Annotated in this window: 12 protein-coding genes; 9 read left to right on the forward strand and 3 right to left on the reverse strand. The window is 45.7% G+C overall.

Annotation, left to right across the window (positions count from 1 at the left end):
* Positions 1-212: 212 nt before the first annotated feature.
* The 3 genes from deoA (at position 213) to deoD (ending at position 3,587) form a co-directional block, all read left to right on the forward strand.
* A complete protein-coding gene (deoA, locus tag L2755_RS16020) occupies positions 213-1,544 on the forward strand; it encodes a thymidine phosphorylase (protein WP_248981684.1) in 1,332 nt (443 codons plus the stop codon).
* 13 nt (positions 1,545-1,557) lie between these two features.
* Positions 1,558-2,778, forward strand: a complete 1,221-nt coding sequence (locus L2755_RS16025) for a phosphopentomutase (protein WP_248981685.1) — start codon at positions 1,558-1,560, stop codon at positions 2,776-2,778.
* A 98-nt stretch (positions 2,779-2,876) separates the two neighbouring features.
* Positions 2,877-3,587: a purine-nucleoside phosphorylase gene (gene deoD / locus L2755_RS16030; protein WP_248981686.1), complete on the forward strand. Its 711-nt coding sequence runs from the start codon at positions 2,877-2,879 to the stop codon at positions 3,585-3,587.
* A 124-nt stretch (positions 3,588-3,711) separates the two neighbouring features.
* Here the strand turns inward: deoD and L2755_RS16035 are convergent, their stop codons facing one another.
* On the reverse strand, positions 3,712-4,419 hold the full coding sequence (locus L2755_RS16035; protein WP_248981687.1) for a YtjB family periplasmic protein: 708 nt from the start codon (positions 4,417-4,419) through the stop codon (positions 3,712-3,714).
* 78 nt (positions 4,420-4,497) lie between these two features.
* Here L2755_RS16035 and serB point away from each other — a divergent pair, with 78 nt between their 5' ends.
* Positions 4,498-5,469, forward strand: a complete 972-nt coding sequence (serB, locus tag L2755_RS16040) for a phosphoserine phosphatase SerB (RefSeq protein ID WP_248981688.1) — start codon at positions 4,498-4,500, stop codon at positions 5,467-5,469.
* Positions 5,470-5,743: 274 nt separating this feature from the next.
* Complete coding sequence (locus L2755_RS16045; RefSeq protein WP_248981689.1) at positions 5,744-6,652, forward strand: alpha/beta fold hydrolase; 909 nt, start codon at positions 5,744-5,746, stop codon at positions 6,650-6,652.
* 100 nt (positions 6,653-6,752) lie between these two features.
* On the opposite strand, the gene L2755_RS16050 is transcribed toward L2755_RS16045, so the two are convergent.
* Positions 6,753-7,361: a response regulator transcription factor gene (locus tag L2755_RS16050; RefSeq protein ID WP_248981690.1), complete on the reverse strand. Its 609-nt coding sequence runs from the start codon at positions 7,359-7,361 to the stop codon at positions 6,753-6,755.
* 198 nt (positions 7,362-7,559) lie between these two features.
* On the opposite strand from L2755_RS16050, the gene L2755_RS16055 reads away from it, so the two are divergent.
* From L2755_RS16055 to nrfD, 4 genes are all read left to right on the forward strand, one after another.
* Entirely contained in the window at positions 7,560-9,368 is a 1,809-nt protein-coding gene (locus tag L2755_RS16055) for a sensor histidine kinase (RefSeq protein ID WP_248981691.1), read from the forward strand.
* Between the two features lie 288 nt (positions 9,369-9,656).
* Complete coding sequence (phsA, locus tag L2755_RS16060) at positions 9,657-11,933, forward strand: thiosulfate reductase PhsA (RefSeq protein WP_248981692.1); 2,277 nt, start codon at positions 9,657-9,659, stop codon at positions 11,931-11,933.
* Between the two features lie 12 nt (positions 11,934-11,945).
* Positions 11,946-12,518 (forward strand): 4Fe-4S dicluster domain-containing protein, encoded by a 573-nt coding sequence (locus L2755_RS16065; RefSeq protein ID WP_248981693.1) that lies wholly within the window; start codon positions 11,946-11,948, stop codon positions 12,516-12,518.
* A complete protein-coding gene (gene nrfD, locus L2755_RS16070; RefSeq protein ID WP_248981694.1) occupies positions 12,515-13,462 on the forward strand; it encodes an NrfD/PsrC family molybdoenzyme membrane anchor subunit in 948 nt (315 codons plus the stop codon). The genes L2755_RS16065 and nrfD overlap by 4 nt, the downstream gene beginning before the upstream one ends.
* A 130-nt stretch (positions 13,463-13,592) precedes the next feature.
* Here the strand turns inward: nrfD and L2755_RS16075 are convergent, their stop codons facing one another.
* Positions 13,593-16,004 (reverse strand): PilZ domain-containing protein, encoded by a 2,412-nt coding sequence (locus L2755_RS16075; protein WP_248981695.1) that lies wholly within the window; start codon positions 16,002-16,004, stop codon positions 13,593-13,595.
* Between the last annotated feature and the right edge of the window lie 119 nt (positions 16,005-16,123).

The raw sequence follows: 16,123 nt of genomic DNA on the forward strand, positions 1-16,123 counted from the left end.
TGCATACGCTTGAGCTAGGTGATGTAGCAAAAGGACCACAAGGTTACTAATCTTTACTGATTAAACTTGTTGTTAAGTGTGATCTAAATCTAATTAGGTGTATCAAAAGTCCGTTAGTATGTAACTATATTACGACTTTTGATTCCCTTTAGCAGGTTGTTAACTGAAAACATCTAAAAATGGGAATTCAGTTACACTCTTGGAGGTAGTACATGTTTTTAGCTCAAGAAATTATTCGTAAAAAACGTAATGCTGAAGTTCTTTCAACTGAAGAGATCCAATTCTTCGTTAACGGCATCACCAATAACACTGTTTCAGAAGGTCAAATAGCGGCGTTTGGCATGGCTGTTTACTTCAACGATATGAATATGGACGAGCGTATCGCGCTGACCACTTCAATGCGTGATTCTGGTACCGTTCTAGATTGGAAATCTCTCGATCTTAACGGTCCTATTATTGATAAGCACTCAACTGGCGGTGTGGGGGATGTCATTAGTTTGATGTTAGGCCCAATGGCTGCAGCTTGTGGTGGTTATGTACCGATGATTTCAGGTCGTGGACTGGGTCATACCGGTGGCACACTCGATAAGTTTGACGCTATTCCTGGTTACAACACCGAACCCGATAGTGCACTGTTTCGTAAAGTTGTAAAAGAAGCTGGCGTGGCAATTATTGGTCAGACTGGCGACCTTGTTCCTGCCGATAAACGTTTTTATTCTATTCGAGATAACACCGCTACTGTCGAATCTATCTCGCTTATTACTGCTTCTATTCTTTCCAAAAAGCTAGCTGCTGGTCTTGATGCTCTTGCAATGGACGTTAAAGTTGGTACTGGCGCGTTCATGCCAACTTACGAAGCCTCTGAAGAGCTAGCGCGCAGTATCACTGCAGTCGCCAACGGCGCTGGTACTAAGACTACCGCGTTATTGACCGACATGAACCAAGTCTTGGCTTCTTGTGCGGGTAATGCCGTTGAAGTAAAAGAAGCGGTCGACTTTATGACCGGCGCATACCGTAACCCACGTCTTTACGAAGTTACCATGGGCCTTTGTGCCGAAATGCTGATTCTCGGTGGTATTGCCAGTAACGAAGCTGAAGCACGCGCTAAGTTGAACCAAGTACTGGATAACGGTAAAGCGGCAGAAATATTTGGCCGTATGGTGTCAGGTCTTGGTGGCCCGACAGACTTTGTCGAGAACTACGGTAAATACTTGCCAGACTCAAAGATTATTCGTCCTATTTATGCTGACCAAGCAGGTTTTGCTACGGGCATGGATACACGTGAGCTAGGCCTTGCTGTTGTGACTTTAGGCGGCGGACGTCGCAAGCCCGGTGATGAGCTTGATTACAGCGTAGGTCTTACCAAAGTGTGTGCACTCGGCGATGAAATTAGCGCTGACAAGCCAATTGCATTTATACACGCTCAATCTGAAGACGCCTTTGCTGAAGCGGCAGCTGCAGTTAAAAAAGCGATTCATATTGGCGATACCAAGCCAGAGAAAACTCCCGAGATATATCGTTATATCCGCGAGTCAGATCTGTAACGGAGCACAGTTTATGAAACGTACTATAATCATGATGCTTGATTCATTTGGCGTCGGAGCAGCGCAAGATGCTGCAGCCTTTGGCGACGTTGGATCTGATACCTTCGGGCATATTGCACAAGCATGTGCTGAAGGTAAAGCAAATGATGGTCGTGAAGGACCACTAAAATTACCTAACTTGGCGCGTCTAGGCCTAGGTCATGCATCTAAAGAGAGCACGGGCGAATTCCCTGCTGGATTTGGCGATGACGTTGAGATCATCGGTGCTTATGGCCATGCAGATGAATTAAGCACTGGCAAAGATACCCCTAGTGGGCATTGGGAAATGGCGGGTGTACCTGTTTTGTATGAATGGGGCTACTTTAGCGATTTAACCAACTCTTTTCCCCAGGAGCTTACAGACAAAATTCTTGCTCGAGCGGGTCTGACTGAGTTTATGGGCAACTGCCACTCTTCAGGAACTGTGATCTTAGAGCAGCTTGGCGAAGAGCATATGCGCACGGGTAAGCCAATTTTCTATACCTCTGCCGACTCAGTGTTCCAAATTGCTTGTCATGAAGAGAGCTTTGGTCTTGAGAAGCTTTATGAGCTTTGCATTATCGCTCGTGAAGAACTTAGCGACTACAACATTGGCCGCGTTATTGCGCGTCCATTTGTGGGTACTGGCCCAAGTGATTTTGAGCGAACTGGTAATCGTCGTGACTATGCGGTTGAGCCACCAGCACCAACGGTGCTCGATAAGCTCAAAGCCGCCGGCGGTGAAGTGGTCAGTGTCGGTAAGATTGCTGATATTTATGCCCATTGCGGTATTACTAAAAAAGTAAAGGCAACAGGGCTTGAAGCACTGTTTGACGCGACATTAGAGCAGGTTAAGCAAGCGGGTAATAATACGATAGTATTTACCAACTTCGTTGATTTTGACTCGCATTTTGGCCATCGCCGTGATGTCGCAGGTTACGCACGTAGCCTAGAATACTTCGATTCACGTTTACCTGAAATTCTAGCCTTGCTAGATGAAGATGATTTCTTACTGCTAACCGCAGATCACGGTTGTGATCCAACTTGGCCAGGTAGTGATCATACGCGTGAAAGAGTACCCGTTCTTGCTTATGGCGCAGGTTTAGCGCCTGGATCGCTTGGACTACGTAGTAGCTTTGCCGATATGGGCCAATCAATTGCGAGTTATTTCGAGCTTGAACCTATGGATTATGGCGAATCATTTATTCGCTCGTAAACCAACAAATTCTGAATTTTGCGGCTCAATTTGGGCCGCTTGCAAACAAAGACTCTAGTATTAACGACGGTCTGAAAAATATAAATAGGGGTTTTCTGATGGCTACACCACATATTAATGCCGTAGACGGTGCATTTGGCGATACAGTTCTATTTCCTGGCGATCCACTACGCGCTAAATATATTGCTGAAACGTTTCTAGAAGACGTTGTGCAAGTTACCGATGTTCGTAACATGCTAGGCTTCACTGGTACTTATAAAGGTACTCGCATTTCAGTTATGGGTTCAGGTATGGGTATCCCATCTTGTTCAATTTATGCAACTGAATTGATTAGAGATTATGGCGTTAAAAACCTAATCCGTGTTGGTACTTGTGGTGCGGTTAGCACTGACGTTAAAGTACGTGACGTGATTATCGGTATGGGCGCCTGTACTGATTCTCAAGTGAACCGTCTACGTTTTAAAGGTCAAGACTTCGCTGCTATCGCTGATTACGGCCTACTTAGCGCCGTGGTTAAAGCCGCTGAAGCTAAAGGCACTAAATTCCGCGTTGGTAACGTTTTCTCTGCTGATCTGTTCTACACGCCAGATCCAGAGATGTTTGACGTTATGGAAAAGATGAACATCTTGGGTGTCGAAATGGAAGCTGCTGGCCTTTACGGTGTTGCTGCTGAGTTCGGTGCTAAAGCATTGTGTGTTTGTACTGTATCTGATCATATCCGTACGGGTGAAAAGACCTCTTCTGATGAGCGTCAAACCACCTTTAACGAAATGATCGAAATGACACTTGAAGCTGCAATCACTCTTTAATGAGTGATGCTGTAACGTGAATAGACCTGCTTGACAGTTCTATTGGTCATAAAAAAGCGGACATATTGCTGTCCGCTTTTTTGTATCTATAGCTTTTTGTATATAACGACTAACCGATAATGAATTACTCTTTCTTCGGCTCATTGTCGGTCGATGTCACCGTTTCATCGTCTTGGTTATTTGTCTCTTCTTGCCGGTGTTTTGCATTTCGTTTACTGAGTAGTTGCCGTAGTTTTACTTTGGCTTTGCGTCTATCAAAATCGGCACGCTTGAACGACAGTGCCCGTGATAACAACATGCCTATCAGCCCAGCAATGACAAGCATCATCTGCTGTTGTTCCATGTTGATTTGATGGGCTTCTTTAATTTCGTTAAAAAAGTATTTTGGCTCCAGTCTCACTTCCACATAACCCAAGTTTTTCCCATCTTGAGAAACGGATTCGACATAGGGTGGATATTGCTCAAGCAGCAGAGTCATCTCCTCTGAATCGGCTTCATAGTCCTCTTGGGTAACACTTTGTGCGAACGATAGCCTTACGCCATCTTCGCTGAAAATAGTGGCAGACATCACTTTAGGGTCAAGTACTAAGGCGGTTGCTAGCCACTGCAGCTGTTCATCATTCTCTAATTGCAGCGCAGGAGCCGCGCCATAGGCTGTTTGCTGCACCAATAATCTCGCCATCTTTTCAGTTTGGGACTTTAGAAGCTGTTGTCCTTGTAGTAGGCTAGTTTCCCACAACTGATCCAGACCAATGAATAATGCAATAGCGACAAGGATCTGCAATATCCTGCTTATTCGATGGCTCTTTTTTAGGCCTTTTAAATAAAACACTGAAACCCTTAATTTGTAGTGTACTCACTTAATCATAATTGATTATGTCGCTACTCGGTAGTTGGAGAGTCATAACTAATGGAAAATTTGAGCCAATCCACTGTTTTTGAATGGTTAAGCAGTGAAAGTAGCATGCCTTTTAGTGCCGGGGAACAAAGTTTCTCTCGCCATGTTGAGACTCTTTTTCCATCGGGTCAATATCGTTATCGGATCCTGTTTGCAGATAGTCAGCATCTAGTGCCAGTGCAGAGCTACTTAGTGTCTCAGACCCGGGAGCTAAGCCTTGCGCTAATCTCACGGACGACAGGGCTTAGCTGCATTGAAGTTTGCGCTATTGAACCATTGGAGTTTGATACATTAACGAACGTGCCGCAACTTGAAGTATTTGAAATAAAAGCCGATGCGCCGGTTCTCAATCAACCGGGGTTGCTGGTGATGGACATGGATTCAACCGCGATTGAGATAGAGTGTATTGATGAGCTTGCCGAAATGGCCGGTGTTGGCGCTGCAGTGGCTGCGGTTACTGAGCAAGCGATGCAAGGTGAGCTCGATTTTGAAGAGAGCTTACGTGCCCGAGTGGCACAGCTGACCGATGCCGACACGGAGATAATAGAGCAATTGTGTGCTGAGCTTCCCTTGATGCCGGGGTTAACTGACAGCATAAAAGAGTTGAAGCAGTATCACTGGCGCACAGTTGTGGCTTCAGGAGGCTTTACGCCTTTTGTCAATCATCTGCAGCAGCTGTTAGATCTTGATGCTGCCTTCGCAAACGAGTTAGATATCGCCGACGGAAAACTTTCCGGTACAGTATCTGGTCAAGTTGTCGATGCTCAATTTAAGGCTGATACCGTGGTTAATTGTTCAAAGAGATGGGGTATAGAGGCCGGTCAGAGAGTGGCGATTGGTGATGGTGCCAATGATATTGATATGATCAATATTGCCGACTTTGGTATCGCTTATCACGCTAAGCCTAAACTCGCGGCAGCGGCCGATGCTAATATCGGCAAACTAAATCTTAAGGTGCTTCCCTATTTATTCCAGCTTAAGTAAGCGGGCTGGCTTAGTGCTATGGCTTAGTGCTATGGCTTAGCGATATTGCTTAACGATATGGCTTAGCGATATGGTAAAGGGATAGTTCACCGATAAGCCTACAAAGCGTCATTTTGTGGGCTTTTTATTTTCTGTTTTAAAACCTAGCTATCAGCCTGATTAATAGCGTTACTTTACTACTTAACTTGTTTGAATTATCGAGTTAGAGTTATTACTCTTGTTTTTCTGGCATGACCTCAGTAGTTTAGTTGTTAAAAAACATGAGTGTTAAGGCGTGAATATCCAACAAAAATCTTTCTATGTGGCATACAAAAATGGTCATCTTCACTTAAGACAACTGCTCCCTGACAATGCCGATATGAGTCACCCCCCCTTGCTGATGTTACATGGCGCTATGTCTAATGGACGGGTTTTTTACAGCGATTCAGGTAAAGGTCTTGGCTGCTACTTAGCGGAGGCTGGCGTTGTGGTTTACGTGCTGGATACGTTAGGTCGAGGCCTTAGTACCCCCAAACTTGGTCCTGGGTTTACAGTCGGGCAGGGTGAGGTTATTCGCGAGCAGCTACCGCTTATTCAGCAGTATGTTCTCTCTCTGCATCCTAAAACGGAAGTTGTTCATTGGTGTGGTCACTCGTGGGGCGGCGTGCTGATGGCCAGTGCTATCGCTCGCTATGATTCGCTGCAGCAGTCTGTCGCCTCACTCGTCACTTTTGGCAGTAAGCGGAGAATCGAAGTGAAGTCATTGAGTAAGTGGTTACAAGTGGATCTATTCTGGAATCGACTCGCGCCCTTTATTGCTTGGAATCGTGGTTATCTTCCCGCGAGTAAGTTGAAAGTCGGTATGGATAACGAGTCACGTTCCTCACTATTGCAAAGCATTGATTGGGTACGTGGTCACTGGATCGATCATGATGATGGTTTTGATTATAGCCAAGCAGCCAAAAATGCTAAATGGCCAAAGTCTTGGTTTATCGCAGGCCAGGGGGATACCGTTTTAGGTAACCCTAGTGATGTGAAGCGGATGATCAGCGAATGCCAGATGCAACAGGTCGACTATACACTGTTATGCCGTAAGCATGGTTTTAAGCATGATTACGATCATGCGGGCATGCTGACCCATAAAGATGCTGTGCAAGACCACTTCCCTAGAGTGCGGGATTGGTATCGTCACTTTAACGGCTAAGGTTACCGCTTGGCCAAGCGACAATATGTTGTCAATACAAGTCTGTTAAATTGAGCTTCTTAATACCTAATGTTAGTTTGCTAACACTTGTTTGTTAATATCAGTCCTCTGAACTCATCAGTGGCGCCAGCTTGAGTAATTCCGCTAAGTTGGCGGCGCCTAGTTTACTCATCAGTTTTGATCTATGTACTTCAATGGTTCTAATCGCGACACACAGAGAGTTCGACATCTGCTTATTGGTGTTTCCAGCAATGATTAATTCAAAAATCTGAGTTTCGCGTTCTGACAAATGTTCAATCTTCTGCTGATGACTGAGCTGGCAGTGCAGTTGCAGACTATTTTGTAGCCCCTTGGCTATTGATTGCGACAGTACTTTCCCCTGCACCGGCTTCTGGAAAAAATCGAAAGCGCCATTTTTGAATGCATCGACTGCCATGGGGACATCACCGTGGCCGGTCAAAAATATAATCGATAAGGGACTCTTAGCCTCGCTCAGCAATTGCTGTACTTGTGGGCCGCTGAGACCCGGCATACGCGCATCTAAAATGACGCAACCTGATTGAGTGAGATCGACGCTGGCTAGAAAGTCATTTCCGCTGTTGAAACTAAGCATTTTGTAGCCATAACCATCCATTAGGAAAGTGATGGAATCAACGATAGCGTCGTCGTCATCGACAAGGTAGACAGGCCCATTAATCAATTGTGGCATTAGCCATCCTCTTTCACTCGTTAGCTACCCTACAAGAGTGCTGAAATGAGCACATTGAGGTAGCTGGGTGTATAAGATAAATATCTCAGTTCAGCACTTAATGCGAACATCTTTTTTACAAAGCATGAGTCCCATCACATTGAGGCCACATCGGGCTATCGTAAGCTTAAGCTTGGTGGTTAATGTGAGGCGAGCCGAGTGTATCGGATACTATTTTTTATATTGCTGTTGTGTTGCACTTCGAGTGTTTGGGCGCAGTCTCAAGCGCTGTATGTTGGTGTGCTTTCTAATTGGGGCAACCAACAAGCGATGGAGCGCTGGGAGCCATTGATGCAGTATTTAGAGGAGGAGGTGCCCGGGACTCAGTTTCATGTTTACCCCGGCAATTTTGAAGCACTAAATCTGGCAATGGCGTTAGGTCAGATCCAGTTTATTATCACCAATCCAGGTCAATACCTCTATCTTTCCAACCAATACCCGCTGTCTTGGCTGGCAACCATGCGTTCAAGGCGCCATAACGGTGCTACCTCGGCAATAGGCTCAGCGATTATCGTTAAAGCTGAAAGTAACTATCGCACCCTATATGACTTAAAAGACAAAGTGATTGCCGCTAGTGATCCTCATGCGCTGGGCGGTTATCAGGCGACTGTTGGCTTGATGCACAAATTGGGTATGGACTCTGAAAACTATTTTGAAGAGGTTAAGTTTCTCGGTTTCCCGCTAGATCCTTTGTTGTACCAAGTTCGAGATGGCAATGTTGATGCGGCGATTACGCCGCTGTGTACCTTTGAGGATATGATAGCGCGGGGCTTAATCAATGGGGCTGATTTTCGTATTCTCAACCCGAGCCGACCAGAAGGGTTTGATTGCCAATGTAGCACCCATCTTTATCCTAACTGGTCTTTTGCTGCCAATGAAAGTGTCAATATTGGTTTGAGTAAACAGATCACTCAAGCCTTAATGCAGTTGCCAACTGAACACCCCGCCGCGATAAAAGCGCAGCTGATGGGCTGGACATCACCCATTAGCCAGCTAGCGGTGATCCAGCTTTTTAGTGAACTGCATGTGAAAGGCACTGATCGCAGCCGCTGGGAGAGTGTACAGAACTGGCTCAAGGATAATCGCCATTGGGGGATCTTTGCTATTTTTGTTTTTGTGATAGCAACCCTCTATCACTTGTGGATTGAGTATCGATTCCATCAAAAGAGTGAGTCGTTAATCGAAACCGAAAGACAGCTAAAGCAACAAGCTATCGCACTTGAAAGATTACAAAGCGCCTCCATTATTGGCGAGATTGGGGCGGGTTTAGCCCATGAGATCAATCAGCCCATTGCCGCCATTACCAGCTATAGCGAGGGCGGTATTATGCGGTTGCAGGGAAATCAAGCGGGCGATGTCGCATCGAGTATCGAACTGCTGGAAAAAATTCATCGACAATCAACCAGAGCGGGAGAGGTGGTGCACCGAATTCGCAGTCTGCTTAAACGGCGAGAGTCGGTAATGGATGACGTCAATATTCTCAGTCTTGTGGATGAGTGTGTTTCACTGTTGAAGCTAGAACTACAGCGCAGAGATATTCTAATCAATAAGCGCATTAAAGGAGAGCCCTTCTTCATTACAGCTGATCGCGTCGGCTTGCTACAGGTGCTAATTAACCTGACTAAAAACAGCTTAGATGCTATTGCAGAATCTCAGTCTCAAACCCAAACTCAAACCCAAAGCTCAGGCAAGGGGGAGATAACCATTGAACTGATATTTAAAGAGCATCAAGTTGACGTGTTGATTATCGATAATGGCACCGGATTATCGCAGAATTCTGATTCTGTCATGGCCACTTTTTTTACCACTAAAGAGGATGGTTTAGGCCTAGGGCTGGCTATATGTAATGAAGTCGTCAGTGAACATGATGGTGCATTCTCGTTAAAAAACCGAGATGACAAGCAGACAGGCTGTATTGCTAAAATCAGCTTAAAGAAGCGAGGTTGTCAACGAAAGGTAGAAGCTTGATGTTGAATAACTTTGTAATTGGTTGATTTTAATTATCTAAACGCTATTTATCGTCAAGAAGTGTCGATATGTGGTTTACCACAATAGACAAGTTAACCTCTTTTGTGGCTGCATTTTTTGAATTGTGAACGGGCTCACAAAGCTTACATCATGAGTGTCGATATGTGGTTTACCACAATATTCAACGTTTAACGCCTAGCAGACAATAGTGAAAAGTTTAGGACGAGTCACCTAGCTAAAACTCCTCCTTCAACGCACTTAGTACCATTGTCTACTGGGAGAATAACCATGAAATTAGATCGGCGAACCTTTATCAAAGGAGCTGGAGCGGGCACCGCGGGTTGCGCACTCGCAACGCTGCCAGGCTCCTTAGCTGCTCTAGGGCATTCCACATTGAAGGGCAGCGCTGAATCAGTTGCCAGTATTTGTGAGATGTGTTCAACCCGTTGCCCTATCACTGCTCGAGTCGTTAATGGCAAGAACGTTTCAATACTGGGCAATAAAAATGCAAAATCTTATGGCGGAGCAGTCTGTGCCCGCGGCGGTGCAGGGCATAGCCAGCTATATGATAAACAACGTATCGTTAAGCCATTAAAACGCGTTGGCGAACGAGGAGAGGGAAAATGGGCTGAAATAGAGTGGGATGAAGCTTACGGGATTATTGCCGAAAACCTCAATAAGATTAAAGCACAACATGGCGCTGAGTCGGTGGCTTTCTCCTCGAAATCTGGCTCACTTTCTGGACATTTGTTTCACCTTGCTAAGGCGTTTGGTAGCCCGAATACGTTCACTCACGCAACGACCTGTCCAGCAGGTTATGTGGTCGCCGCTAAGGCCATGTTGGGTGGCAAGGTTAAACGTGATTTAAGTAACTCTAAATACATCATCAACTTTGGTCATAATCTCTACGAAGGCATCAACATGTCTGAAACCAGAGCCATGATGAATGCACAAATGGAAAAAGGCGCCAAGTTAGTGGTGTTTGAGCCACGCTTCTCGATTGTGGCAGATAAAGCCGATGAGTGGTATGCAATCAAGCCAGGTACTGACGTCGCCGTAGCATTAGCCATTTGTCACACCCTCATTGAAGATGATTTATATGACAAAGCATTTGTGGCTGAGTTTGTCTCAGGTTTTGCTGAGTTTGCCAAAGAGGTCAAAGCCTATACCCCTGAGTGGGCTGAATCTATCAGTGATGTTCCTGCTGAAGATATTCGTCGTATAACCCACGAATATGCCGCTGCCGCGCCCCATGCTCTGGTCGATTTTGGTCATCGCGCATCATTTACCACCGAAGAGTTTGAGATGCGCCGTGCGCTATATGCCGCCAACGTGCTGGTGGGCAATATTGAGCGTAAAGGCGGATTGTACTTTGGCAAAAAGGCCGCTAAGTATAATAAGTTTGCGGGTGAGAAAGCCGCACCAACACTGGCAAAACCCGGCGTTGAAGGTATGCCTAAAATCGATGCTAAACGAATCGATATGGTCGATGAGCAATACTCGCTGATTTGGTCATCTGGTGGAGTGTATCAAACTATTCTCGATGCCACGCTCACTGCGACGCCATATCAGTTACACGCATGGGTGATGAGCCGTACCAATCCAATGCAGACCATGACAGACAGAGCTCGGGTCGTTGAAACGATGAAGAAGCTCGACTTTGTGGTGGCTTGTGACATCTATATCAGCGAAAGCGCCGCCTATGCTGATATTTTCCTACCAGAATCTACCTACCTAGAGCGCGACGAAGAGATTGTCGATAAGTCAGGCAAGAACCCTGCTTATTACGTGCGTCAGAAAGTGGTTGAAACCATAGGTGATACCAAACCGAGTTGGCTTATCTGGAAGGAGCTTGCCGACAAGTTGGGTCAAGGCCAGTTCTTCCCTTGGGAGAACATGGAAACGCTACAACTGTTTCAAGTGGGCAAGAATGTTTCGCTACTCAATAAAATTAAGAGTGAAGGTTGGGTAAGCTACGGTAAGCCACTGCTGTTACGTGAACCTGCAATGGTGAAGCAGTTTGTTGAAAGCTATCCCAATGCCAAGCCATTGGATGCTGATGGCACCTATGCCAGCCAGCTTAGCTTTAAAACACCTTCAGGTAAGATTGAACTGAGTTCGAGCAAGGTCGAGAAGATGGCGCCGGGTCGCGGGGTGATTAAGTACCGTGAAGTGAATATGAAGAAAGCCGACGAGCTGTTTTTTATTCAAGGCAAAGTGGCGGTGCATACCAACTCAGCGACGCAAAACGTGCCCTTGTTGGCTAACTTGATGTCAGACAATGCGGTGTGGATCCATCCAATCACAGCAGGACTGCTTAATATCAGCAGTGGTGACAAAATTCGAATATACAACGACACCGGCAGCGAAGAGGGTCATGCCCTAGTCACCCCTGGTATTCGTCCAGACACTGTCTTTGCCTATATGGGCTGCGGTTCAAAGAACAAAGAACTGGCGCGCGCCACCGGCAAAGGTGTGCATTGCGGCAACTTACTTCCTCATGTTACGTCGCCTGTCACCGGTATGAACCTGCATACCACTGGCGTCAAAATTGCCAAGATTTAATCGGAGATCATTATGACTAAGCGTTATGTTCTGGTGCACGATGAAAACAAGTGCATTGGCTGCCAAGCTTGCAACGTGGCTTGCCGCAGTGAAAATAATGTTCCTGAGTCGGTGACCCGACTACAGGTTCGAATCGAAGGGCCCTATGGCAACTTCCCCCATTTACACTTTAAGTACAACCGTGTTTCCTGTGAACAGTGTGAAAATGCCCCATGCGTTAAAGTTTGCCCTACAGGTGCAGCCTATGTAAACGATGATGGCATTGTCTCAGTCAATGAAAACAAGTGTGTTGGCTGCCTCTATTGTGTTGCAGCGTGTCCTTACAAGGTGCGCTTTATCAATCCTGAAACTCGGGTGCCAGATAAATGCGATTTCTGTAAAGACAGCCGCTTAGCCCGCGGCGAACAACCAGCTTGTGTCAGTGTTTGTCCAACTCAAGCGCTCACCTTTGGTGATGCCAATGATATGACCTCAGAAGTGCGCAGGGTGTTAGACACTAAACCTAATTACCAACAGAAGGTAAATCTTGGTACTGAGCCAAGAGTTTATCGAATACCAAGTCGTAGAGGAGGGATCAAAGCATGAACAATATATGGGGCTCAATGGAGCAATATGATCCCGTAGTTTGGAACTGGATCATCGCAGTATACCTATTCATGGCTGGTCTCTCAGCTGGCTCCATGCTAGTTGCGATAGGACTTAAATGGTACAGGCAAAGTCGAGGCTTGCCGACAGAAGGTTTGCCAGTAATCAAAGCGGCCGCCGTGATTGGTCCAGTAGCGATCTGTTTAGGAATGGCGTTATTAGTACTAGATTTGACTAAACCATTTGAGTTTTATCATATCTTACTCAATTACAATCTTACCTCGGTGATGGCTTGGGGAGTCATAGCGCTACTGGTTTATATTCCATTAGTGTTTGTATTTGCCGCCTTAGTCTTTGAGAAACAAGTGTTGCACTATGCCCCTTGGCTTGCTGGGGTGCTAAAGGTCTGTGGTCTGCTTGAGGGCAGTCTCAATAAGCTTATCTTTGCGCTGGCGTTAGGTGTTGGGGTGTATACTGGCTTTTTACTGTCGGCGATGATCAGTTATCCGATTTTGAATACCGCGGTGTTACCAGCACTGTTCTTAGCATCGGCAATGTCGGCCGGTTCAGCGGGCAACATCTTAGTCGCAACGCTCTTCTTTAGTAAAAAGGAGTCCGACTGTATTGAGCAGGTACATCGCATCGAATATCCGGTGGCCTTTAACGAAGCACTTTGTCTGGTGCTGTTATTTGTCGGACTCAACTTTTCTGGCCCCGCAGCGCAAGCGGCTACAGCGGCAATTACCACAGGTACATGGGCAAGTGTGTTTTGGATTGGCGTTGTTGGTCTAGGACTGGTGGTCCCGGTATTAGCGAGCACGTTCGCACCCAAAGCGTGGCGTCATACCAAGGGATTCTTGATTACCGTTTCCTGTAGTACAATTCTAGGGGTATTAGCGCTGAGACATTTTGTGGTCTATGCGGGACAAAGCTATATCAGCTAATACACAATGGATGCTGGTTTAGACGATGTAACTGTCTGCACTCGCACGGTGACTGAAACAAAAAAGCCCAAGTTATCTGTGGGCTTTTTCATACTTTTTTATGCAGGCATCGGTTAATATCGAGGCACTTTTAGTCACACTCGTTAAGTTCAGGAAAACGCAGTAACACCTCAGGGCTAACATCAAGTAGCTCTCCAACACCGATTATGCGCCAGAGTTGCTCTTCCAGTTTTTTGCCTTTGTGCTGTGCATGTATCTTTATGTATTCCCGCTCGCGGCGGATATAATCTAAATCTGGTTTGCCAGTCGCACCGCGATAAACCCGCAGCGCTAGGAACTCACCTAGATGTTGGCTTTGCTTAATAAAGTGCATTAACTGATCCATATCTTTAAGATCGGTATCGGTAATACAGCGTACTTTTACCTTTCCTTGTGATAGCCGAGAAATTTGCACATATACTTCATAAAAAGATAGCCCATTTTGTGGCTTCATGGTCCGAATAGGCACTATGATATCGCGCTTGAGTTTGCCGTCTTTGAACAGCGGCGTTAAGTCATATTCCAATGGGCTTTTGCTGCCCGTGGCGAAAATATTGGCGATATGGTTTTGTTCTACCCCTATGGCTACGACTGATACGTAAGCTGTCTTTACGGTTTTTTCTAGATAGAAAGGCACCGATACTAGCTTTCGCATCAGCAAGTTCTTCATGCCATCGGCGAGCTCTTTTACATCGTGGTTATTCTCGGTTAGTTTTTCAAACTTGTCTTTATTGTGCTCAATCAGACGGTTAAGAAACTCAACGCCTACGTGTGGTGTATGACCAACTTGCGCTGCAAGATGTAAGGTGACACCGTTCTTCCTAGTACGGATCAGCCGATAGGGTAAATGCTGCAATGAAGTTTTTCCGGCAATGGTTTGCAGCTTTGGAAAGCTCAGGCTAATCGGTGCAGTCTGGTTAAACTCAACGGGAGTGTCCGTTGTGAGCTGCATTCCTTTGCTGGAAATATCTTGGGTGTAGGCCGTCGTGCTGAGGTCTCCTTGGGTCATTACAACCATTGTTTTGAATGCAAATCGCGCTTCATTACGGCGTTCACTAAATTGCATTGACACCTGTTTTAATCCAGCTTGGTTTAACTTCTGTTGGCCAAATACTTTGAGCTCGTTAACGTTGCTGTTATTAAGCGTTTTCCAAGCTTGATACTGCTCATTAGCAGCGTCATTGGTGACATCAATTAATTGAACAACATGGGTAAATGCAGCGAGTTGCGTTTCGGTCAATGCATTGTAACGGGCATCATCGCCCGGCAATAGGCTGGCTCTGTAAGCTTGGTTGTGATCGATTGTCTGGCGTGCCACATGAAATATTCGCCAACTGGGCTTGGTTGCGCCAAAGCTAAAAAATAGCGCTTGTAGCTGTTTATCTTGTAATTCTGCCAGCGTCGCTGAATAGAAATACTTGCCACCTTGAGCTTGAAAGGTAAAGCAAAATAGCTGGCCATGGGGACTTTTTTCATCAGAGCCTATGATTTTTTCCAGTCTTGATGGGGTTAATAATGCGCATAGTTGGCTGATGCCAGATTCATCTTTGAAGTACTGTGAAATGGCTTGATTATCTCGACCGAGCAACAGGTGAGTTGCTTGATATAAGGCGGCCGCTTCCATTGATGCGTCATGTTTTTTATTTTCAATAAATAGCGCTAGGTGAGGTATATGGGGTAAATAATGGCGCTCGAAACCTAAGCCTTTTGCAGTGACTAACACATCATTTACGTCGACCTTATAGCGATACTTATAACCTCGAATGAGTTTGCCGAGCATTTCAGCTAAGGCGTCGCTGCCGGATATTCGTTTAAGCCGCAGCCAGTTATATTCTTGATTACCTTCAATATCGACAATTTGATATTCAACACCTTGTTGCAGGTCACGGTGGTAATAATCATTGCTAAGCTCAAGCAGTTTCACTCTAATGGGGTGTTTAGCATTAAGGATATGCTTGGCTGGCAGACGAATTCTTGCGCCACTGACCGACAGATCTACAGTGATCCCCATGCATTGCTGCATCGACTGAGTGACTTCAATCTTCATGCTGTAATTCATGCGCTCTTCGCAACGGGCAAAGTAACTACCTAGCACAACTCCTTGGGCGAGATAGCGCTCATCGACAGTGCTTACACCATTATCGACATTCGTGCGGGCTTTAGTTACGCGATCTTTATGGGCCGTTATAACTTGTTCGTAGACCCCGAGGGTATATTGCTGGCGGTAAAGGGCTAATGCTGCAACAAAACTGGCTCTTGCGGGCTGATCAATAAAATGAGTTTGAGCGCCGAATTCGAAAGACTCGCAATCAAGGTCTGTTTTGTTGCGCAGATCGATAACTCGGCTACAATTTGAAGCCAGTCGATTGAGCTCCATTTTGAGCAGGAATCGAGTCGAATTTGATTCTTCTGCTGTGAGTTGTTCAAACAGCTCATGGAAATTAGGTTCCATTAACAAAGGCTTCAGTTGTTCAATTAGCGCATTATGCAGATCTAAACTCATCTATTACTTCTTTTGGGATGCTTATTGGGCCAATGGCTGATAGTCTCATAGCCAAGATTTTGTGGGATAATCCCAATTTACAGTACTCACTTCTTTATACCCATAGTTATCGGCTGAAA

Source organism: Shewanella abyssi (assembly GCF_023284025.1).
Classification (GTDB): Bacteria; Pseudomonadota; Gammaproteobacteria; order Enterobacterales; family Shewanellaceae; genus Shewanella; species Shewanella abyssi.